The organism is Segatella copri, from assembly GCF_002224675.1.
Taxonomy (GTDB): domain Bacteria; phylum Bacteroidota; class Bacteroidia; order Bacteroidales; family Bacteroidaceae; genus Prevotella; species Prevotella copri_U.
Genome location: NZ_NMPZ01000023.1, coordinates 17,797 through 42,285 on the forward strand (window position 1 = coordinate 17,797; position 24,489 = coordinate 42,285).

Sequence of the window (24,489 nt, forward strand, 5' to 3'; positions counted from 1 at the left end):
AACATTTTAGAAACCTACCTGAAGTCCGAATGATACGGATGTTGAAAGTGGATAGTTCCAGTTTGGATTCTCTGGGTCTGAACAGGTCAGGCTATTGCTCTTGATGGTCAAAAGATTCTGACCTGAGAGATAGACACGGGCACTGGTCATCTTCAACTTAGAGAGGATGCTGCTTGGGATGGTGTAACCCACCTGCAAGGTACGCAACTTCAAGTAAGATCCATTCTCCACAAAGTAAGAAGATGCTCGACCTTCATCGGCTGTATTCATGGTGCTCAAGCGTGGGATGGAAGAACCAGTGTTGTTGGTATTCCAAGCATCGAGCAAACGGGTACCCTTGTTAGAACCACCATCAGTAATAGCCCAGAAGTCGGTCTGGAACTTTTGGTTGTTATACACATCCTGGTCATAGACACCCTGCCAGAACATACTGAAATCAAAGCCCTTGTAGTTGAGAGCAATATTCAAACCATAAGAGAAGGCTGGCACAGGGTCGAAAATCCAAGTCTGGTCATCTGAAGTAATTCCATTTTTACCATCTAAGTCCTTGTATTTCAATCCACCGACACGTGCGTTTGGCTGTCCAGACTTATCTACTTCTTCCTGATTCTGGAAAATTCCATCGGCTACATAACCTACGATAGAACCGTATGACTTGCCACTCTGCACCAGGTTTTCCTTAGATGTGTGAGCGTAAGCACCTGTTGTTGATGCTGGCAAATAAGTAACCTTGTTGCGGAAGAAATCCAGATTGCCGTTCACATCGATGCCAAGTCCATTAGCCAAGGTCTTGCGATAACCCACGGTGAACTCCATACCCCAGTTGCGGAGCGAAGGACCATTCTGCCATGAATTTCCACCTTCACCAGTTGCACCCAGATAAGCAGGATTAATCAACATATCCTTTACATTCTTAATATAGGCATCCACTGTACCATAGAGGGTGTTGCCAAACAGGGTGTAATCCAAACCTACATTATACTGGGTAGCTGCCTCCCATTTCAAGTTAGGGTTAGCCAACTGTGTGGCACGATAACCAGAAGGGAAGGTACCTGAACCTTGCAGGAAGAGATCGTATGCAGTAGAGGTTACACGGTCTAGTCCGTAATCCACTACATAAAGACCAAACTGTGCATTGTTGTCGATAGCCTGGTTACCCGTCTGACCCCAAGAGAGTCGCAACTTGGCATCATCCAACCAATCCTTCTTCAGAAGATTGGAGAATCTGAAGCCGAGTGATGCAGCAGGGAAAGTACCCCAGCGATGAGCCTTACCGAAACGTGAAGAACCATCATGACGGATAGTGAAGGAAGCCAAGAGGAGATCATCCCAGTTGTAGTTCACCTTTCCGAAGAAAGAAGCCAGGCGATAGCCTACCTTCGCACCCGAGTTACGCATCGTTCCCGTGGCAGCATTTGGCCACATATAATCTTTATCTTCCAGCGCATAGCCTTCTGAATAGGCAGAGAAATCGATAACCGACTGCTTGGAAAATTCCATACCACCGAGTACATCGATGTTGTGCTTGCCAATCTGAGTAACGTACTGGGCTGTGTTAGACCATGTCCAGTTAGTCTCATTGTTATTTGAGAGCGTTGTCTTGGCGATGTCATTGTTGACAATATCGGAATGATAAGTATTCGTCATCGAATTGATAAACGAAGTCTTAAAATCCAAACCGAAGTTAGAACGCAGGGTCAATCCCTTGACAGGCTTCAATTCTACGAAGGCATTACCGAAGATGCGCCAGTAGTCGAGGTGGTTATTGCGGTTCTGATACTGCTCACGACAAGGGTTCTGACGGTCGGCCATACTTCCTACAGGACCTGCGAAGGTCTTGCCATCTTCTTCGTAAACCGGAACGATAGAAGGCATCTTCAAGGCATTCTCCATCGGATGGCAATCTACCTGAGAGGTATAAGTCAATGTTACATTCTCACCTACGGTTACGATCTTGTTTAAATTCCAAGAGGTGTTCAAACGAGCTGAGATATTCTCGAAGTCGGTATATTTCAAGACACCCTCATTGTTCTTGTATCCCAAGGAGAACATAGCGCTATGCTTGTCATTGGCATGAGATACAGAGAGGTCGTAGTTCTGCGAGAAACCTGTGCGAGAGATTTCATCGAGCCAGTCGGTATCTGAAAATCGCATGGTCTTCTTGGCATTGATGTAGCCATCATATCGACCATTGATAGTATAGTTCTGATACTGGTTGGTAGCAGGATTCCAAACGGTGATTGGAGTACCAGAGGCCGCATTCAAGTCGATGCCGTAGTTGGCAGCATAAGCTACAGGATCGAGTCCATCGTTCAGGGCTGCCTGAGCCATCGCAGTAGCATACTGGCTGGAGTTCATCAGCTTCATCTTCGACTGGTTGGAATAGAACTGTGCAGTCAGGTTGGCAGAGAAGTCAACAGCCACCTTGCTACCCTTCTTACCTTTCTTGGTGGTGATGATGATGACACCATTCGATGCACGGGAACCATAGATAGAAGCCGAAGCGGCATCCTTCAAAACCTGCATACTCTCTATATCATTTGTATTGAGAGTATTCAATGCCATATTGGTAGGCACACCATCTATGATATAAAGAGGATCCTGAGAAGAGTTGAAAGAACCGATACCACGAATACGCACGGTTCCTGAACCAATAGGAGAACCATCGGTAGTGACGGTCATACCAGGAACACGACCCTGCAAAGCACGCATCGGGTCTGTCTCTGAACTTGTCTTCAGGTTCTTGGTTGAAACCACAGCCACGGAACCGGTCAAGTCAGCCTTCTTCTGAGTGGTATAACCTGTTACAACTACTTCCTGCAAGTCGTTGGCATCTTCCTGAAGTGTTACCTCCATATTGTCTGAAGCCTTTACTTCTTGCGTCTTATATCCAATATAAGATATAACAAGTGTGGAACCAGGAGCACATTCTACATGGAAGTTACCATCAAAGTCGGTAACAGTACCAGTCTTTGTGCCTTTCACCATAACAGATGCACCAATGACAGTCTCACCGGTAGCATCCTTTACGATGCCATTTACATTTACCTGTTGTGCACTAACCATGGTGCAAACAGCACAGAGCGCAGAGCTCATCAGTAATCTTGAAAGATTGTTCATACTATTATAACGTTTTAAGTTCCAAAAATTGTGATTGTTTGAATCTGCTGCAAAATTAGGGTAAAAGCTGTGATATAAATAAAAAAAATCGTTCCTGCAACAATAATTATGTTACATGAAACGATTTTCTTATCTTTTGCTAAGATTTTAAAGTACTTATTTTAAAGGAGTTAGAAAACTATTTTCTTTTAGATAACTGTTTATTTCTGAAATCGGTAGGAAGAACGCCAAACTGCTTTCTGAAGCATGAAGAGAAATAGCCCGGTAATGCAAAGCCTACTTCTGCCGAGACTTCAGCTACAGTCTTATCAGTCTGCATCAGGAGCGTATAGGCTCTCTGCAGACGCATCTCTTTCAGGAGCTCGACAGGCGTTTTTCCTGTCATAGCCTTCACCTTGCGATAGAGCTGTACTTTACTCAACTGCATCTCGGCTCCCAAATCATCCATCTTCATATCAGCATTGCCCATATTATCAAGAATCTTCTTCTTGAAACGATCCATGAAATAACGATCACTCTCATCCAAGTGATTCAGTTCAGCAGCCCAGCCCTCCTTGTTCTCAATGAATCCACGAGCCACGGCTTTCTGCTTCTGCAGCTTCTTTCTATATACCTTATATATATAGAAGATGATAATGAGCAGAACTAGGACAATAACGACGGCAACAATAATCATCCATTGCTGGATGCGGGATACCTCTGAATAAGAATCAAGACTGTCAGAAATCTGATCCAAATTCTTCATCTTGACTTCCAAATCCTGATATTGTAGGGCGATGGCATCACAGTTTTCAGAGGTAGCAAGGAATGATTTCATCACATTATCCTTCTTATAGGGTTTACCCTGAAGGATATTCATCGCCAATTCCATAATCTTCTCGCCCTGGGTAGGATAGACATAAGAAGCAGCAAACTGTCCTCTCTTCACTCTATCCACTCCTTCCCATTCTCCAGGCAATCCATCAATGCCTACTATCAGCATCTGCTTATCAATGCCTCGTCTCTCTGCTTCCAGAAAGGCTCCTATGGCACCTAGGTCGCTATGTCCAAACACGCCATCCGCATGTCCACACTTATCCAGATATTGTTTCATCAACTCCTGGGCTCGCTCCAACTTCCAGTTGCTTTCCAGGGTAACCACCTTGATTCCCGGATAATTCTTCATCACCTCATGGAAACCACGATGGCGCTCAATGACAGGAGAAGCATCTTTCAAGCCCGTAATCTCAACAACGATACCTTTTCCATCCAGTTTCCTGACAAGAAAGCGGGCTACTTCCCTACCCGCTTCTACATTATCGCCACCGATGGAAGCTGTATAATGGGATGTCTTTACCTTTCTGTCGAAGAGAATAACCGGGATATGCGCACGATAAGCTCGCTCGATGGCAGGTGTTACATCAGTTACGTTATCAGGGGCAACAACAATCAAATCTACCTTCCTGGCTATCATACTGTCTATCTGCCGAGCCTGGCGTTGCCCGTCATTCTCTGCAGTAGTAAACAGCAAATCCACATTCTTATATTGATACTGCGCCAGTCGCATCTCATTATTCACCTTCTCGCGCCAAACTCCACTACAACATTGCGACACACCTATCACCACATTCTTCTGGGTGCAAGAACCTAGAAGAAGAATCATACAAAATAGTATAGTTAAGTTTTTATAAAGTCTTTCCATCAATAGTTGTATTTATTATGAGCGCAAAAATACTAATTCTTTTTGAAACGCCCATCGTTTTTTATCAAAAAAAGAGTCGCAACCCAAAATATATTCAAGTTGCGACTCCTTATTATTAACATTAAAACCTACAATTCGACTATACAATATCTACATGATTACAAACCAAGCTTGTGAACCTTCAGATTCTTGAATTCAGCCTTGCCATCCTGGGTGTAAAGCTTCACATTCTCGTATGGAGCTACAGGGAACACGAGGTTGGTCATGGCGATACGGCCTCCATCTACGAAGAGCTCAACTGATGACTTATCTACGAAGATATCAACATGATAAGTCTTCTTGCCATCCTCGCAAAGACTCAACGGAGCCCAGGTAGCCAGAGCGAAATCGTTCTTGTAGTTGATGGAATTGGCAATGCGGGCAGGCTCCTTGCCTTCAGCTGCACGCTGCTTGTCCCAAGCCAACTCGATATCGTGAGGAACTGCCTGCTTGCCGAAATCGGTCAAACCGCTCTCTGTTCTATCCATTACCACCTTGCCCTGCTTCATATCGAAATAAATCAGGGTGCGCTCACGCTTGTTGTTTGAAATCTCAATACCGGCAATGCCGTTGGCATCTGGAGTTACATCGGCTTCGATTTCGAAAGCACCATTCATATTGGCAGCAACACCCTTCAGATTCTTGGCATCGGCTACAGAAGCATCAGCCAAATCCTTGGTTTCCTTTCTCAAAGCATATACTTCAGGAGCTACATTTTCAGAAACATAATACTTGCCATTCTTCTCGTAGAGTTTCAACTCTCGAGGCAAACCGTTGGCACCACGATTCTGCTTAAACGGAGTAAGGTTGGCATACTGCCAGTTGCTCATCCAGGTGATACCCAGAACTCGGTCGCCTGTGTTTGAGAAGGTAACGGTAGCATAGTGATCCTTACCCCAATCGAGCCACTTTACTTCGTTGGCATCAGGACAAGTAAACTTCTTGCCATCGAAATCGCCTACGAAATACTCGGTAGCGCTGCCACCAAACCAGCAGCCAGGGTTGATATTCATCGTCATCACCCACTTCATCTTCTTCTTATCACCATTTACAGGCAACTGGAAGAAGTCTGGGCACTCATACTGACATGGCTGCTGACCTATACCTTTACCGAAGGCACTAACATAATTCCACTTCTTGAGATTCTTTGACTTGTACAAACGCATCTCCTTATCGGCAGAAACAATCATATACCAGCATTTTCCCTTCTCATACCAGAACACCTTAGGGTCACGGAAGTCCTTCAAGCCATCGAATGGAGTCAACACTGGGTTGCCCTCGTACTTGGTAAAGGTACGACCTTTGTCATTGCTATAAGCGATGCACTGCACCTCATCATGGTTTACACTACTGTTGTTGGTATAGATGGCGATGATGGCATTCTTGCCAAAGCCGGCAGTATTCTTCTTGTCGATGACAGAACTGCCAGAGAAGATATGACCTACAGGGTCGCGGGCAATGGCTGGATCGAGATGCTCCCAATGAACCAGGTCCTTGCTTACGGCATGGCCCCAATGCATATTACCCCACTTGCTTCCGTATGGGTTATACTGGAAGTAGAGATGATACTCACCATCCTTATACACCATTCCGTTAGGGTCGTTCATCCAACCATAGAGCGGAGTGAAGTGATAAGATGGACGATAGTAATCGGTGTTGGTTGTATCGAATGTATCGCTGAGCTTGAGCAAGTTGAGTGCCAAGGCATCTTTCTTCAGGCCAAGAATCTTGACGGTAGCAGTCTTACCCTTGCCCAAAGCGAAAGGCACATAGTAATCAGAACCATTCTGAGCCAGGCGAACGTCCATCCAGGTATCATCCTTAGAACCTGTATCGAGCAAAACCTGAGCCTCATCCTTCTCTTCCTGGATAGGGAGAAGAAGATACTTGGTAGGATTCTCCACCTTGACGATGGTAGTATCACCCTTGTGTTCGATGTTCATCTTCTGTGCAAAGGCAGAAGTGGTAGCTGATGCCATCAACATGAGGCAAGCAGCCTTTGTAATCATTGAATTGGATTTCATGATCTGTTCTTTTTTAAATTGTTAGTGCTATTGTTTAAATTCTGCTGCAAAGGTAAGGATAAAACAGGAATTATCATATCAATTTCGTTTCACCCGATACAAGAAATCGTTCATGCAACATCTTTCGCAGTGCATGAACGATTCTTTTTCTCACATCTCCTTGGAGGCAACAAGACTATACTTCCCCCATCAGCCATTTCAACGCATTGATTCGCTTGATACCATCATAATCTGCCGTCGGGTCTTCATCGAGCGTCAAGATATACTTGGGATATTGGTCCTTGATTTGCTGAAGCGAAGCGAGTTCACGCTTCAAGGTCTTCTCATCCCTTACCGTTGCAGCTACCTGATAATAGGTTAAGTCATTCTCGTCGATAGCAACAAAATCAACCTCCAAGTTATCCATCTTGCCTATATACACTTTCTTCTGCCGACGCAAGAGTTCCAGAAAAACGATATTTTCCAAAATACGCCCTGCATCAAAAGAGCGAGAGCCAAGCAACATACGTCGCAAACCAATATCCACCAGATAGTATTTTCCCAAAGTTTTGAGGAGTTGCTTACCCTTGATGTTATATCGCTTCACTTCATACAAGAAGAAAGACTCGCAAAGGGTTGACAGGTATTTCTCCACTGTCTTTTGGTCAATCTTTCGCCCATCAGCCGACATCAAGTCTGCAATACGTTTCGTCGAGAGAATATTGCCGATATTATCTGCCGTGAAACGTATCACGCTCTCCAACATCATCACATCGGAAAGTTTATTTCGACTCATGATGTCCTTTACCACTATCGTATTGTAAACAGCATTCAAGTAATCGCTAATCTCATTCGCCGTATCCAACTCCAATGTATATGGGAAACTGCTCTTGCTCACATATTCTATATATGTCTGCGGAAGATGATCCGTACCACCGATACCTTCCGCATACTCCTTGAAAGACAACGGAAGCATCGCAATCTCTACATACCTGCCAGACAAGAGTGTAGCTATCTCGCTAGAAAGCATGTAGGCATTCGAACCCGTCACATATAAATCAACTGTTGGCTTCAAATTAAGACTATTGATGATATCCGGAAAATCCGTGACATGCTGTATCTCATCAAAAAAGATGTAAGTCATCTTATCTTGCAGTATCAAAGGTTTGACATAAGAATACAGTTTTCTTGGGTCTCGCAATTCAAAATAGTCATAGTCCTCAAAATTGAGATAGATGATTTGCTCTTGCGTTACTCCATGAGCTATCAGCCAGTCACGATAAATCTCCATAATGGTCGATTTACCACAACGGCGGATGCCTGTTATTACCTTGATAAGCTTTTTATCCTTGAAAGCTATCAGCTTTTGCAGATAGTTATGTCGTTCTATTCTCTTCATTTTCGTATTTTTACATGTCACGCTGCAAATATACATATTTTTTAGGAATCTACATACTAGAAGTACGATTATTTAGAAAGTTTTAGGAATTGATTCCTAAAACTTTTCTTTTACGGACATTTTTAGGAAGACAAACACTAAAACTTCTCCGCTTTTATTCATCATAACTAATAACTGAGCCCACTTTAAAAAGGGGCTCAGTAATAAAAATTGATTGCAGTTCGTGTAAACACATCTAATCCATTTAAAATCAAGTGCAAAGATACAACTTTATTTTCATTTCCAAACCAAAAACTAATAATTTCTTGTGCATTTCCAAACCAAAAGCCATATTTTTCCAATCATTTCCAAACCAAAAACAAGAAAAAGGCAGCACTATACATTATTATATAGTACTGCCTTATCTTATTATGTTTGAACTAATTAGAACTTCAGCGAAGCTGTGAATTCAACCGTGAATGGACGGAGATAACTACCCGTCATTATCTGGTTCTTGATTCCCTTGGCCTCATCCTTGGTAATCAGCTCGGCACCTGCGATACTACCCTTGGCACCAGTCTGGTTGAGGAAGTTGACTACGGTGCAGCCGAGAGCCAGACGCTTGGTTGCCTGCCAGTTCAAACCTCCGAAAGTCTCCCAGTGACCATTAAAGTAATATGCCTCATTAATGTTGGCATAGGTCTTGCTAAAGTAACGGAAGCTGGTCCAGAGCTTGATGTCCTTGGTAATCATGTAGCTTGGATCCAACTCGATGAGAATCTGAGGAATCTCGGCTACAATGTTGCCGGTGGCATTGATGTTGCCAGGGGTACCATCACTGAAGGTAACCGATGTCTCATATTTCTTGTAAGTTGGCTTCTGATAAGTGAAGAGGAAGTGGAAATCGAATCCCTTGAAAGGATGAGCCACAGCATCGGTTGTCCAACCCCATGTCTGAATATCGTAAGCCATAGGAGCTGCCTTGATTTCACTGCCATGCTGCAAGTTCAGAGTTGAGTTGTTGTTGGTCTTTGAGATGTAAGAGAACAACGATGTCAAACTCAACCATGAGTTATTGTAGTAGATACCTGCACGACCGAGTGGCACAGAAATCTTATCCGTATTTGGCAATGTAGCTGGGGCAAAAGCCTCGAACTTAGGATGCTGAACGATGTAAGTGAAATCGCCAGTGAAGCCGAAGTTATCGGTCAACTTATAAGTTGCTGCTACAGAGAAATCATAGTTCAACCAGTTGTAACTCAAGTCTGCCGGAGCAATCTTAGTAGTCTTATCTGGTGCCGTAGCACCGAGATAGTAATCGGCAAAACGGCCTACGAATTCACCCTTTGCATTCTTCACTGCTGCATTTTCACCCTTCAGCTTCTGCCACTCCAGACGAGCACCATAGTAGAGGTTCAACTTATTGGTGACATCCCAATCGTGAGTGAAGTAGAGAGCCAGCTTGTTTTCGCTTCCCTTATAATACTCAGAGGCGTTCTTGTTGAAATCGTAGAAATAGCCATTGCGCTGGTTGGCATCCCAAACTCGCAAGGCATAACTGCCATCTGCAGGTATACTCTGGTCATACATGGTTGTATTTGAGCAATAATCGATATGGTAGAACCACTCATTCACGCCAAGACGGAAGGTGGAAGTACTGAATTTCTTGCTGAGCTCGGTGGTGAAAAGAGCCTCGTCAATCTTACCGGCATTGAGACAGGACATACGGGTCTGAACATACTGACCATTGTAAGCCTTAGTCTGTCCGTCGATGTCGCGATACATATAATTATATACGCCCTTGTTGGCATCGCTCTTCAAATCGATGATAGACATTGGTGATTGGAATACAAAAGCACCGCGAGAATGATCGTACTTCAAGGTAGCCTTCCAGTTCAAGCCATTGTCAAAACGGTAGTTGTTCATCAGGGTTACCTCGCTTGTCTTGTTCAGACAGGCATCATAGAGAGAAGTCTGCTTCAACTCACCAGTACGCATATCACGATAGGTCATATCATTATCTACAGGAAGATAAGAGGTAGTTCCGAGCTTGAAATCTCCATACTCCTTCACACTTCCATCGCCTACATAGATGAATGGAGCACCCGAAGTAGCGTAGTTATATACGCTATGGCTATTGGCATATCTATACATGGCAGTAAACTCACCACGATTGCCGTTATACTTCTTGGTAAGGAGCGCCTTGTAAATCTGGGTACGGTCCTGATAAGGAGTTGACTTGATCTTGAAGGTTCCTGGGTCGAAATCCTGATACATGTTAAAACTGTAGTACCAGTCGCTTCCCAAATCGCCATTCATATTCAAAGAGAATTCCTGCAATCCGAAGTGATTGCTCTTATAATTCAGAGTACCATTGAATCCTTTCTGACCCTTCTGAGTGAAAGAGTTCACGGCATAACCGATATTACCTGTAGTGATAGCTGTCTCTGCAATCTTGAGCAATCCCTGATGGCTCAAACTTGCATCGCCACGCCAGATGGTATTGACAGAATGAGGATTGGTTGCATAAGTTACAGGTAAGCCATTCTCCAATACGTTAACATCGGCAGAAGGCAAACCTATCTGAATCTCACGAGGTCCATTCGCACTGGCTGCATTAAGCATTACATTACGGTTACCCTCTTCCTTAGCACTTGAATTATCATCCTGTGCAAAAGCTGCTGTAACATTTACCAATGAAAGTGCAAGCATCATAGCTGCGCTCTTTCCATTTAAAAAGTTGTGCATACTTAAAATTTCTAATTTGTTAATCCTATTTTTTATTTCTGCTACAAAATTATATAATAGTATCATCAAAGGCTTTAAAATTCATATCATTGAATTAAAAAAAACGTTCATTGTAACATAATTGCTAGCTGATGAACGATTATTATCAAGAACAAGAAGAAAGATTTGCATAAAAAAGAAATAATTCGTAATTTTGCAGATACATAAAACAAACTTTTAATAATAAGAGCATAATATATCAGACAATGGAAGAGCGAAAGATCATACATATCGACATGGATGCCTTCTTTGCAGCTGTAGAGCAGAGAGACAATCCGGAACTTCGGGGCAAACCGGTAGCGGTGGGCTTCGACGGACCTCGTGGTGTGGTTTCTACAGCCAGCTATGAAGCTCGAAAATGGGGCGTTCACTCGGCGCAATCCATTGCTCAAGCCAAGCAGCGCTGTCCAGATCTCATCATCGTGCCGTGCCGGCATTCTTATTATGCAGAAATATCTCATCAGATACATCAGATATTCCAGGAATACACCGATTTCATTGAACCCATCTCCATTGATGAAGCCTTTCTGGATGTCACTCACAACAAGAAAGGGATAGAACTGGCGGTGGATATCGCCAAGGAAATCAAGGTCCGTATCAAGGAGGCAACAGGTCTCACAGCCTCGGCAGGTATCAGCTACTGCAAGTTTCTCGCCAAGGTGGCATCCGATTACCGGAAGCCAGACGGCATCTGCACCATCCATCCCGATAAGGCTCTCGATTTCATCGCCCAGCTCCCTGTAGAGGATTTCTGGGGCGTAGGCAAGAAGACCCTACAGAAGATGCACTTCATGGGCATCTACAATGGTGCCGACCTACGGAAAGTATCCGAAGAACATCTTGTAGAAGTATTCGGGAAAGCCGGACATATCTTCTACCATTTTGCAAGAGGTATAGACGAACGGCCCGTCATCACCTATCGGGAACGCAAATCTGTGGGATGCGAACAGACTTTCCTGGAGGATATCTATGCCAAGTCGGCAGTGATTATCGAACTCTACCATACGGTTCTTGAACTGCTGGAGAGAATCGCCAAAAGCGGTTTTGAAGGAAGGACCTTAACCCTAAAGGTGAAGTTCTCGGATTTCACCCAGATTACTCGCAGCATCTCTCAGGAGAAGATTCTGACGAAAAAGGACGATATCCTTCCCCTTGCCAAGCGACTGCTTCAACTGGTAAATTACTCTTCGAGTCGTCCCATCCGTCTGTTGGGCCTATCCGTAAGCAATGCCACCTCAGAAGAAGCCCGGAAGGAAGACAAGGAGAACAGTACCCTGAAACCTGAATACCGGGAGTTGGAACTCGAGTTTGAGGAATGGAAAGAATGAGAAAGGTGATGAGAAGGAGATGAAATGAAAGAAGAAAAGGAGATAAGCCCCGAATAGAAAGTGAAAAGCAGCTGACAGGCATATTCCTGCAGCTGCTTTTTCATTTTTACTGTTTTTTCCCAAAACTAACTATTCATTTTCCCAAAACTAACATAAACCTATCTTAAACAACTAACTAACATTTTCCCAAAACAATCTTTTACCTAAAAGAAACTAATTACCTCTGAAAAACAATCCTATAAACCTAAATAACTAAAACCTATATACTTACTAAACCTATGAACTTACTAAATCTTAAACTTTATAAACCATTAAAACCTAAACTTAAAAACTTGCAAATATTACTACCTCAAATACTTGAAACAATTTATTAACTTCAAATTTCTGGTGCAAAAGTATAAAGATTTAGCGAAAGTCATGGATAATTATCGTTCAAAAACTAGAAAAAAATGGTACTTTGCACTCTTTTCATCGAAAATGAACGATTTTTGCACCTTTCCCGAACGATTTTTTGAATCGCTATCGGTTATTTCCTTGAAAAAGAGTAAGGAGCATCATCTTTATGAATACCTCGCTGCAAGTTTGGTTGCTCAGAAAGTCGATAGGTAATCTGTGTTCCCTGCATCAAAGAACGCATATCAAGATAGTTATGCTGGTAAGATTTGCCATTCAGCAACATTTCATCCACATAGCATCCCTTGCCTTCCGACTGGATATCTACTTCCTTGCCGTTCTCCAAATGAAGTTTCATCGACTTGAAATAAGGAGTTCCCAACACATACTGACCACTTCCAGGACAAACAGGATAGAATCCCATCGCCGAGAAAACATACCAGGCTGAAGTCTGACCATTATCTTCATCACCACAATAACCATCTGGAGCTGGCGTATAGAGCTTGTCCATCACCTGGCGAATCCAGTACTGAGTCTTCCAAGGCTGACCGCTATAGCCATAGAGATAGATAGCGTGCTGAACAGGCTGGTTGCCATGTGCATAATTTCCCATATTCATCACCTGCATCTCACGGATTTCATGAATCGTATATCCATAGTAACTGTTGTCGAAAACAGGAGGCAGGATAAAGACAGAATCGAGCATCTGATTGAAAGCATCCTTACCACCCATCAGCTGGATCAATCCCTGAGGATCATGGAATACCGACCAGGTATAATGCCATGCATTACCCTCTGTAAAGGCATCACCCCACTTCAGAGGATTGAAAGGAGACATAAACTTGCCATTCTTCAATCTGCCACGCATCAGGTTTGTTTCCTTATCAAACACCTTCTGATAATTCATCGCACGCTTGGCAAAAGGCTTCAGCTCCTTAGCGGACTTTCCCAAAGCCTTACCCAACTGATAGATGCACCAGTCATCGTAAGCATATTCCAAGGTACGGGCTACACTCTCATTGATCTTCACATCGTATGGCACATAACCCAACTTATTGTAATACTCATATCCCAAACGTCCGGTAGAGTTTACCTGAGGATGAACAGCCTGGGTACCATGAACCACAGCCTGCCAAAGCGTCTCCATATCATAGCCGCGCAAACCGGAAAGATAAGCATCGGCTACCACAGAGGCTGAATTATTACCTACCATACAACCACGATGACCCGGACTCGCCCACTCTGGCAGGAAACCACTCTCCTTATAAGTATTGGCAAGACCTTCCTGAATCTTCACGTTTTCAGATGGATACATCAGGTTGAGAAGAGGGAAGAGACAGCGGAAAGTATCCCAGAAACCAGTATCCGTGAACATATAGCCCTTCTGAACCGTACCATTGTAAGGACTGTAATGCACGATTTCGCCAGCAGCATCCTTCTCGTAGAATGCACGAGGGAAAAGTAACGAGCGATAGAGACAGCTATAGAAAGTACGGAGATGATCGATACTCTCATCCTCTACCTCTATCTTTCCCAGAACTTCGTTCCAGCGCTGACGGCCCTGCTGTTTGAGCTGATCCATATCCGCCTGTCCCAGTTCCTTGAGATTCTGCATGGCCTGGGCGCTGCTGATAAACGAAGAAGCTACACGTGCCTGAATCTTTTCGCCACGCTGACTGGTTTTGAAAGTGATGATAGCACCCACGTGGTTTCCCTTCTGTTCGTTAGCTGAAATCAGTTGACCATCCTTCACACTGACAAATGCATCAAAGTCGTGATCGAACTCGATGACAAAGTAATTGCGGAAATTATCAGGTACTCCCCCACTGTTGCGGGTAGAGAAACCGATTACTTTCCGTTCAGCAGGAATCACCTGGATGCAACTTCCCTTGTCGAAGGCATCAATCACCACATTTGCCTGATCAGTCTTCGGGAAGGTGAAAGCCATCAAGGCAGCGCGCTCCGTAGGGCACAACTCTGCCGTTACATCATAGTCTGCCAGATAGACACTATAATAATAAGGTGTAGCCTTCTCTGCCTTGTGAGAGAACCAGCTGGCTCGCTTCGCCTCATCAAAGACCGGTTTACCCACGGTAGGCAAGAGAGAGAACTGCCCGTAATCATTGATCCAAGGACTTGGCTGATGAGTCTGCTTCAATCCTCTGATTTTCTTAGCTGAATAAGTGTATTGCCATCCATCACCCATCTTTCCGGTCTGAGGAACCCAGAAGTTCATACCCCAAGGCATTGCTATGGCTGGATAAGTATTTCCTGTAGAAAGCTCGGGGTTGGAATCTGAACCCACAAGTGGATTGACGAAATCTACGGCATTCTTTACGCTCACCTTGACAGCATGTGCCAGCAAGGTGAGACATACAAATAGTAATAAAAGTGATTTTCTTTTCATTTTCTTCAGAAAATTAGTTATTATTAGAAACTACGTTAATTATATGATGTCATATTATACATTTCCCACTTCTCCCGGCAACATACCATACTCATCTTTAAAACACTTGGTGAAATAAGAAGGAGCAGAGAAGCCCACATCATAGGCAACCTCGGAGACACTCATACTGCGGGATTCCAGCAAACGCTTTGCTTTCGCCAAGCGAGCCTTACGGAGCAGATCAACGACAGAAGAACCCGTCATCGCCTTCACCTTGCGATAAAGCTGGACGCGGCTCAAGCCTATCTGCTTACCGATATCCTCGACGCCAAACTCGCTATTCGAGAGATTCTTCTGAATGATGGCGTGAAGCTGTTTCATAAACTGCTTATCACGATCTTCCAGATGAGAATCGGCGATTTCCTGCTCTGCCTCCAGAGTGCCCTGGAAAAGATGCTTCAGAAGTTTGCGCTGCTTCAACAGATTCTCTATACGTGCCAGGAGCACCTTGCTGTGGAACGGCTTGGTGATGTAGGAATCGGCACCATGTTCATACCCCTCGGCACGATGCTCTTCCAGATTCTTCGCCGTAAGCATGATGACAGGGATATGAGAGGTTGCCGTATGGGTCTTCAGATTCTGGGTAAACTCCAAACCGTCCATCACCGGCATCATCACATCACAAATCACCAGGTCGGGAACTTCCTTCTTGGCAACATCCAGTCCTTCCTTACCATCAGCAGCTTCCAGAACGATATAATCATCCTGCAGAAGGGTATGCTCATACTGACGGATATCATTGTTGTCATCGATAACCAAGACGGTTGGCTTATTCGCATGTTCGCTCAGCACCTGCTGTACTTTTCCACTTTTTCTCTCTCCATCGTCGATATATTGCAGTTCTGACTCATTAATCAAAGTTTTACATTCTGATAAAGAAGCATTTACAGAGTTATCCACATTATCCACATCCGTGTGGATAACTAGCGACTTATCCTCCTGCTCACGAGGAATCACCACGAAAAAGTCGGATCCCTTACCCAACTCACTTTCTACACGAGCCTCGCCATGATGCAATTCTACAAACGACTTCACCAAAGCCAAGCCGATGCCCGTACCGCTTGCTGCTCCCTTAGCCTGGAAGAAACGCTCGAAAATCTTGCCAGCCTCTTCCTGCGAGATACCCTTGCCGGTATCTCGCACATCCAGGCGGAACTTTCCATCCTCATCTTTCAGAGATACGAAAATATCGCCACCGGCAGGTGTATATTTCAAGGCATTGCTCAGAAGATTGAAGACAACACGAGCTATCTTCTCCTTATCTGCAACCACCTCCTGAGAACCAACAGAATCAGTTATATCCAAATGGAGCTTGATTTGCTTGCGCTCAGCAGTAAGCTGGAAATCGCCTACCCACATTTTCAAAGCTTTCACCAGGTCGAAGCGATAGAGCGTCAATTCCATCTTTCCGTTCTGAATCTTTCGGAAATCGAGGATGCTGCTCACCAGTTGCTGGAGAGCTACCGCATTACGCTTCACCATCTTCAAAAGTTCACGACTCTTTCCCTTGATACCACTGTCCTCCAGCAGCATTTCCACAGGATCGGCAATCAATGTCAATGGGGTACGAAGTTCATGACTGATATTCGTAAAGAACACCAGGCGGGAATGGGTGAGTTCCAACACCTCCTCGTTCAGTCGTTTCAACTCCGCGTTCTTGCTTTCCAATTCCCCATTCACTCTTTTCAACTCTCCATTGGTTCTCGCCAATTCCTCATTCAGTTTAGCCTTCACCACATAACTGCGGAAAATCATAGCAGCAGCGACAATACAAACCAGCAGGAACAGGCACAAGCCTATCAACATGACTTTCTGGGAATTATAGTCAGAAAGATACCGATCCACCTGTTTATGCAAAGCCTTCAGATTATGAGCCTGTCGTTCAGCGTCCCTGGCTTCCATCAACGTAAGTTCCGCATTTTCCTGGGTAATGATAGATGTACTGAGATAGTTTTTCCGCTCAAAAGGCTGATGCTTCAGGATCTTCATCGCCAAGGCAATTACCTCATCACCCTTGGTAGGATAAAGATAGGAAGCTTCGAAGATGCCATCGCGCACCAGCTCCAGGCCACCACCCTGGGTAGCCATTCCATCAACACCCGTAAATTTATAACGATGCTGCAGCCCCATCTGCTTGGCAGCCTCGTAGGCACCCCATGCCAGACGATCGCTGTGAGCAAAGACATAATCAAAATCCTGTGTCTTCTTCAGGATGCGCTTCATTGCCTGAACGCCTCCTTCCTCCTTCCAGTTGCCTTCTTCAGAAGCAACTACCTGGATACCCGGATATGGTTTAATGGCATCCATGAAACCAAGATGGCGCTCCATGGCAGGCGAAGATCCATCCAATCCACAGATTTCAACAATGCGTCCCTTACCCTGAAGCTTTTGAGCTATAAAGGTACCCATCGACTTACCGATATGATAGTTGTCGCAGCCGATGAATGCAGTATATTTATCGGTATTGGAGATACGATCATACAGAATCACCGGGATTCCCTTCTCGTAGGCACGCTCCACCGCCTTGGAAATCGCACTCAACTGATTAGGAGAGATGACCAGCAAGTCCACGCCCTCATCCACGAACTGATTAACCTGTTTGTTCTGCAACACATTGTCATCATTCGAGGAAGCAAGCTTCACGATAATCGAATCATTGAGATATTCTCCCATCTTCAGCTCATCATTGAGCTTGTTGCGCCAGATATCCTCGGAGCATTGGGATACACCAATGACAAACTTCTTTGGCTGCTGCTTGCATGCTGCCAAAGAAAGTCCCAAACCTATATATATAATAAGGTATAAATATCGTTTCATATTTATTGTATTGTTTAAATTTATAGACTGATAGACTCTGAAAGAGTTGCCTCTACAAGAGTTTTGGTGCAAATTTACTATTTTTTTTGTATTTTAGTGCATTTGGTGCGTTTTTTACAAATTAAGGTTCATTTTTTATAAAGAGAATCTACAGAAATCATCGTATCTTTGCAGCGGATAAAGGAAACAACTCCTTCTTCCGAAAACAGAGAATCAATAAAAATAATACAATAACTAGAGAATAAATAACATTAGTATAAACAACAAAACTAACTATATTATGGCTGAAGTTAAAAATTTTAGAGTAGAGTCAGACCTTTTAGGTGAACTCAAAGTTCCTGCAGAAGCACTTTACGGTGTACAGACACAGCGCGGTATCAACAACTATCACATTTCCCGTAAGACTATGAGAGCTTACCCTGATTTCATCATCGCTATCGCTTACGTGAAGTTGGCAGCTATCGAGACCAACCATACCCTCGGTGTGATCAACGATGAAATTTCGGGTTCTATCTCTCAGGCTTGCCGCGAGATCATCGAAGGCAAATGGCATGAGAACTTCCCTATCGACATGGTACAGGGTGGTGCTGGTACTTCTGTTAACATGAATGCCAACGAGGTAATCGCTAACCGTGCACTCGAAATCATGGGTCACGAGAAGGGTGACTATCAGTTCTGCTCTCCTAACGACCATTGCAACTGTGGACAGAGCACCAACGACGTTTACCCAACCTCTATCCGTTTGGCTTTGATTCGCATGAATACACACCTGATAGGTGCTTTAACTGGTTTGATCAGCGCATTCCGCTACAAGGCAGACGAATATGCTGACGTTATCAAGATGGGCCGTACTCAATTGCAGGATGCAGTTCCAATGTCTTTCGGTCAGGAATTCAATGCATACGCCAACAACCTGGAAGAGGAAATCCTCAACCTGGAGCGCAATGTGAAGCTCTTGCATGAGATCAATATGGGCGGTACAGCTATCGGTACAGGTTTGAACGCAGTTCCTGGCTTCGCTAAGCTTTGTGCAGCCAACCTCAGCAAGTTGACAGGCGAAAACTTCGAAACAGCTACAGACCTGGTAGAGGCAACTCCTGATACTGGTGCTTACGTAAGCTACTCTTCTGCTCTGAAGCGCTTGGCAATCAAGCTGTCTAAGATCTGTAACGACCTCCGTCTGATGGCTTCTGGTCCTCGCTGCGGTCTGAACGAGATCAATCTCCCTGCCAAGGCACCAGGTTCTTCTATCATGCCAGGTAAGGTGAACCCTGTTATCCCTGAGGTAACCAACCAGGTTTGCTTCAAGGTAATCGGTAACGATGCTACCGTTAGCTTCGCAGCAGAGGCTGGTCAGTTGGAGTTAAACGTAATGGAACCTATCATCACCGAGAGCCTCTTCGAGAGCTTGACATGGATGAAGAACGCTATTGAGACTTTGACTTCTGAGTGTATTCTCGGCATCACCGTCAACAAGGAGCGCTGCTACGAGATGGTAAAGAACAGTATCGGTATCGTTACTGCCCTCAATCCTATCATCGGCTACAAGAAAAGTACGAAGGTTGCCAAGGAAGCTCATGCCACAGGCCGTTCCGTTTATGACATCGTCATCGAACAGGGCATTCTGAGCAAGGAAGAGCTTGACAAGGCACTCGACCCTAAGGAGATGTTGCAGTCACACAAATTTACCCTGAAATAAATTTTTCCATAACCAGTCAGCTGATTAGCTGACAAACAAAAAACCTGTAAGCGTATTCCTATCAAGGGAATATAGCTTACAGGTTATTTGTTATACATAAAGCTTATATGCCATGTAAGGGCAAAAGCCTTCAACATCAGCCTTGGTTCCGATATGCCAGCGGCGTCATTCCCGCCCTCATCTTAAAGAAATTCGTCATGGCACTCTGATCACTGAAATGCAGATGATCTGCAATTTCTCCCATCGTCATGTCAGATTGCTTCAGGAGATTGCATATTTCTTTATAGAGCAAGGAGGTGATGTGATCATTCACGGTAGTTCCTGAAATATCCTTGATCATCCTGGAAAGATAAGGTGCCGAGACATTCAACTTGTCGGCATAGAACCTGATCTGTCGCTCGGTTTTGAAATGGCGATACAGAAGATGAAGGAAAATCTCATAAACTTCCTTCTTGTGGCGCAAATCGCGAGTCACCGATACATTCTCGTAAGGAAGTTCCGAAACCAGAAGCTTCAGGACATTCACCATCGACTGGATCATCTCTACCTTGTAGATGTGCTGATGACGCACTATATCACGAATCATGTGAAAGATATCGATGGCAGATTTCTGCTTGTCAGCCGATAACTGATACACCACATCGGCAGTAATCTCCTCATCCACCAGGATGCACTCAGCCTCAAAATCCGCCGACATCTCGGAAAAAGCAATGACATGCTTGGGCGAGACGACCAGCAATTCACCTGCCGAAAGCGTCCTGTCGGAATCATTGGCTTCAGCACTTTGCTGAAGTATCCCCATTTTGATATTTCCCCTGGTCACCAACACGAGTTTAGTGAACAGGGTGCGCTCTTGAGCCATCTCTATAAAATCCCTTTCGCATAGATCGTCGATATAAATATGTGCGGCATAAGCCCCAAAGATACTTTCAAGATGGTGTCGTGCGGCAAACTCTTTCAAATTATAAACTTGTTGCTGCTTCATAAAGACTCAAATTCTTAGTTGGGGGCAAATTTACTATTTATTTTTGTAAAATGCAAGAAAAGTATGGATAAAAAATGTGAAGAACTTTTAGAAGATTCGGTTATCAACAATCGTTATCCAAACAAGGCTAAACTGATTATCAGGTACTTATATTTCTTTTCCACAGTTATCAACACCCCTGTGGAAAACTTTATCAAGACTTTTGTGGAAAAATGTGGAAAAGTTTGGCGCACAAAAAAGACACTAACTAAAAAGTTAGTGTCTCAATGTAGCGGGAGGGGGCCACGATCCCTCGACCTCCGGATTATGAATCCGACGCTCTAACCAGCTGAGCTATCCCGCCATCCTTTACAAGTCATTTCTGATTTGCGGGTGCAAAGGTACAACAATTATTTGGTTCCACCAAATTTTTTCGGAGAAATTTTCGAAAAAAGTTTGTTTTTTCTTTTTTTTGCTCAAATTCCGACCTATTTACACCTATTATATATATAAAAAAAGCGAAAAAGAAAGGATTTCTAATTTTTTTGTGTAACTTTGCAGGCTGAAACGATAGCTGTTCACCTCGAAATGATGAGAAAACAGCTTACTAGAAAAAAAGAAATGCTTAGAATTAAGAAATTAGACATATTTATAACCAAGCAATTTGGACTTCTCTTTATGGGAACCTTCTTCATCTGCCAGTTTGTGCTGATGATGCAGTTCCTGTGGCGATATATCGACGATCTCATCGGAAAGGGAATCTCGATGGACGTAATGGCGCAGTTCTTCTGGTATATGGGTCTGATGCTCGTACCTCAGGCTTTGCCGCTTGCCATCCTCCTCTCCTCACTGATGACTTTCGGTAATCTCGGCGAAAGTTCGGAGCTCACAGCCATCAAGGCTGCCGGCATCTCTCTGATGCAGGCTTTCCGCTCGCTCATCGTCATCACCGTCATCATTATGTTCGGATCCTTCTACTTCCAGAACAATGTAGGTCCGCACTCCAACCAGAAGCTGGCACAACTCCTCATATCCATGAAGCAGAAGAGTCCGGAACTGGAAATCCCGGAAGGCATCTTCTACGATGGAATCCCGAACTGCAACCTCTATGTGCAGAAGAAGGACCTGAATACAGGAAAGCTCTACGGCATCATGATCTATCGCATGACAGACAGCTACGAAGATGCCGCCATCATCCTTGCCGACTCGGGAATGCTGCAAAGTACAGCCGAGAAGAAGCACCTCGTACTGAGTCTTTACAGCGGAGAATGGTTTGAGAATATGAAGAGCAGTGAATTCGGCAACAGCGCTGCCGTTCCATACAGAAGAGAAACCTTCGTTTCCAAGAAGATCGTGCTCGACTTTGATGCCGACTTCAACCTTACCGATGCCTCGTCGCTTGCCAACAATGCCAAGGGAAAAAGTCTGTCGGAGATTTTCCACTCCATCGACTCCATCAACGGACTGTATGATTCCATAGGAAAGAACTATCTTTCGGAGGCAAATGCCCGATTCTACCGCACGACACAGGTAAACAAGGTAGATTCGCTGAAAGAAATCAAGAAGGGACTGACGGAGAATTTCGACACCTTATATAATAAGCTCTCGAACGACAAGAAACTCCGGGCACTCAATGATGCACAGATGACAGCACAGCAGGAGCTCACCGACCTCGACTTCAAGGCAATGGTTACGAGCGATGCCGACTATATCATCAGGCAACACAAGATAGAAGCAATCAAGAAGTTCACGCTGGCACTCTCCTGCCTGATCTTCTTCTTCATCGGAGCTCCACTGGGTGCCATCATCCGAAAGGGTGGATTGGGATTCCCGGTCATCATCTCCGTATTCGTGTTCATCATCTTCTACATCCTCGACAATACGGGCTACAGAATGTCGAGACTGGGAACCTGGACCATCTGGTTCGGTCAAGGACTGGCTCCAGCCGTACTGGCACCAATCGCCGTATTCGTCACCTACAAGGCAACCAACGACTCTACGGTGTTCAATATGGAGATGTATAAGATGTTCTTCATGAAACTGCTCGGTCTCCGTATCAAACGCCACGTCTTCGGCAAAGAGGTCATCATCGAAGAGCCGAAATATACAGAAGATGCACAGCGACTGGAAAAGCTCAACAGCGATATCTATATATATAATAAGGTACACGAGCTGAAGAAGCTTCCAAACTTCATCAATGTGTTCTTCAAATACCAGCCCGACAACGAGATTGAACGCATTAGCGATGAGCTTGAAAACGTGATAGAGGATCTGACCAATACCAGGAACAAGGTCATCCTTCACAACCTCAACCTCTACCCTATTCTTGCGACGAAGGCTCATACCCGCCCATTCGAACGTCAGTGGCTCAACATCCTTGCAGCCATCATCGTACCTGTGGGCATCGTACTCTACCTGAGAATGTGGCGATTCAGAATCCGACTCTACCGAGACCTGAACACCATCAGGCAGAGTAACGCAAACATCATCAATCAGATAAAGGAAATGTAACTATAAAAAGTATCAAACAAATGGCAGATATTAAACTAAATAGCATCGAAGATGCAGTAAAGGACTTCCAGGAAGGTAAGTTTGTCATCGTTGTAGATGACGAAGATCGCGAAAACGAGGGCGACCTCATCATCGCCGCTGAGAAAATCGACGCAGAGAAGGTAAACTTCATGCTCAAGAACGCAAGAGGTGTACTCTGTGCCCCTATCACCCTGAGCCGATGCGAGGAACTCGACTTGCCTCACCAGGTATCAGACAATACATCCATGCTTGGCACCCCATTCACCATTACCGTGGATAAGCTGGAGGGCTGCTCAACAGGAGTATCAGCCCACGACCGCGCAGAGACCATCAAGGCTCTTGCCGATCCGGCATCTACCCCACAGACATTCGGTCGCCCTGGTCACATCAATCCTCTCTATGCCCAGGACAACGGTGTTTTGAGAAGAAGCGGACATACAGAGGCAGCCATTGACCTCTGCAGAATGGCAGGACTCTATCCTGCAGGCGCCCTCATGGAGATTATGAACGAAGACGGAACCATGGCACGTCTTCCACAGCTGATGGAGATGGCAAAGGAATGGAACCTCAAGATCATCTCTATCAAGGATATGATTGAGTACAGACTCAAGAAGGAATCGCTCATCGAGGTGGGCGAAGAGGTAGATATGCCTACAGAATACGGACACTTCCGTCTGATTCCTTTCCGCCAGGCAAGCAACGGACTTGAACACATGGCACTCATCAAGGGCGAATGGAAGGAAGATGAGCCTATAATGGTCCGTGTACACTCATCTTGCGCCACAGGCGACATTCTCGGAAGCAAGCGATGCGACTGCGGACAGCAGCTGCACAAGGCGATGCAGATGATCGAGAAAGCCGGCAAGGGTGTAGTCATCTACATGCAGCAGGAAGGCCGAGGCATCGGATTGATGAACAAGATTGCAGCCTACAAGCTGCAGGAAGAAGGATACGATACCGTAGATGCCAACGTACACCTCGGTTTCAAGCCAGATGAGCGTGACTACGGATGCGGCGCACAGATGCTCCGCCACCTCGGCGTGCACAAGATGCGCCTGCTCACCAACAACCCTGTAAAGCGTGTTGGCCTGGAGGCTTATGGACTCGAAATCACAGAGAATGTGCCTATCGAAGTAGTACCAAATGAGTACAACGAGCGCTATCTCAAGACCAAGAGAGACCGCATGGGGCACACTTTACACCTCTGATAATGTAAATTATGTTATTATTTTGCATCAAATCGCGAAATAACGGATGATTTTCTTCCGAAAAAGAAATAAAATGCTTAATTTTGCACACGAT

12 protein-coding genes and 1 tRNA gene are annotated in these 24,489 nt (G+C 44.7%); 4 read left to right on the forward strand and 9 right to left on the reverse strand.

All coding sequences use genetic code 11. The features are described from left to right. Positions 1–6: 6 nt before the first annotated feature. The 5 genes from CFT61_RS12665 to CFT61_RS12685 form a co-directional block, all read right to left on the reverse strand. The gene (locus tag CFT61_RS12665; RefSeq protein WP_089544787.1) at positions 7–3,120 is read right to left on the reverse strand and encodes a SusC/RagA family TonB-linked outer membrane protein; all 3,114 of its coding nucleotides are present in this window, start codon (positions 3,118–3,120) and stop codon (positions 7–9) included. Positions 3,121–3,298: 178 nt separating this feature from the next. Further along, positions 3,299–4,762: an AraC family transcriptional regulator gene (locus tag CFT61_RS12670; RefSeq protein WP_176425605.1), complete on the reverse strand. Its 1,464-nt coding sequence runs from the start codon at positions 4,760–4,762 to the stop codon at positions 3,299–3,301. 197 nt (positions 4,763–4,959) lie between these two features. Then, positions 4,960–6,864, reverse strand: coding sequence for a GH32 C-terminal domain-containing protein (locus tag CFT61_RS12675; protein ID WP_089544789.1), 1,905 nt, complete (start codon positions 6,862–6,864; stop codon positions 4,960–4,962). A gap of 175 nt (positions 6,865–7,039) precedes the next feature. Then, the gene (locus CFT61_RS12680) at positions 7,040–8,242 is read right to left on the reverse strand and encodes an ATP-binding protein (protein ID WP_089544790.1); all 1,203 of its coding nucleotides are present in this window, start codon (positions 8,240–8,242) and stop codon (positions 7,040–7,042) included. 423 nt (positions 8,243–8,665) lie between these two features. Further along, the gene (locus tag CFT61_RS12685) at positions 8,666–10,969 is read right to left on the reverse strand and encodes a TonB-dependent receptor (RefSeq protein ID WP_089544791.1); all 2,304 of its coding nucleotides are present in this window, start codon (positions 10,967–10,969) and stop codon (positions 8,666–8,668) included. 245 nt (positions 10,970–11,214) lie between these two features. Between CFT61_RS12685 and dinB the strand changes: the two genes are divergently transcribed. Next, complete coding sequence (gene dinB / locus CFT61_RS12690) at positions 11,215–12,336, forward strand: DNA polymerase IV (protein WP_089544792.1); 1,122 nt, start codon at positions 11,215–11,217, stop codon at positions 12,334–12,336. A gap of 526 nt (positions 12,337–12,862) precedes the next feature. On the opposite strand, the gene CFT61_RS12695 is transcribed toward dinB, so the two are convergent. Together CFT61_RS12695 and CFT61_RS12700 are read right to left on the reverse strand one after the other, a co-directional pair. Beyond that, positions 12,863–15,136 (reverse strand): GH92 family glycosyl hydrolase, encoded by a 2,274-nt coding sequence (locus tag CFT61_RS12695; RefSeq protein ID WP_089544793.1) that lies wholly within the window; start codon positions 15,134–15,136, stop codon positions 12,863–12,865. Positions 15,137–15,190: 54 nt separating this feature from the next. Continuing rightward, positions 15,191–17,992, reverse strand: coding sequence for a hybrid sensor histidine kinase/response regulator transcription factor (locus CFT61_RS12700; RefSeq protein WP_089544794.1), 2,802 nt, complete (start codon positions 17,990–17,992; stop codon positions 15,191–15,193). Positions 17,993–18,272: 280 nt separating this feature from the next. Here CFT61_RS12700 and CFT61_RS12705 point away from each other — a divergent pair, with 280 nt between their 5' ends. Further along, positions 18,273–19,691, forward strand: a complete 1,419-nt coding sequence (locus CFT61_RS12705; protein WP_089544795.1) for an aspartate ammonia-lyase — start codon at positions 18,273–18,275, stop codon at positions 19,689–19,691. A gap of 136 nt (positions 19,692–19,827) precedes the next feature. Here the strand turns inward: CFT61_RS12705 and CFT61_RS12710 are convergent, their stop codons facing one another. Both CFT61_RS12710 and CFT61_RS12715 read right to left on the reverse strand, forming a co-directional pair. Further along, positions 19,828–20,493, reverse strand: a complete 666-nt coding sequence (locus CFT61_RS12710) for a helix-turn-helix domain-containing protein (protein ID WP_176425606.1) — start codon at positions 20,491–20,493, stop codon at positions 19,828–19,830. Positions 20,494–20,945: 452 nt separating this feature from the next. Continuing rightward, positions 20,946–21,019 (reverse strand) — tRNA-Met (locus CFT61_RS12715). 257 nt (positions 21,020–21,276) lie between these two features. Between CFT61_RS12715 and CFT61_RS12720 the strand changes: the two genes are divergently transcribed. Beyond that, on the forward strand, positions 21,277–23,166 hold the full coding sequence (locus CFT61_RS12720; RefSeq protein ID WP_089544812.1) for an LptF/LptG family permease: 1,890 nt from the start codon (positions 21,277–21,279) through the stop codon (positions 23,164–23,166). Positions 23,167–23,186: 20 nt separating this feature from the next. Then, positions 23,187–24,395 carry a bifunctional 3,4-dihydroxy-2-butanone-4-phosphate synthase/GTP cyclohydrolase II gene (locus tag CFT61_RS12725; RefSeq protein ID WP_089544797.1) on the forward strand — a complete coding sequence of 403 codons (1,209 nt, stop codon included), beginning with the start codon at positions 23,187–23,189 and terminating at the stop codon, positions 24,393–24,395. The last annotated feature ends 94 nt before the right edge of the window (positions 24,396–24,489 follow it).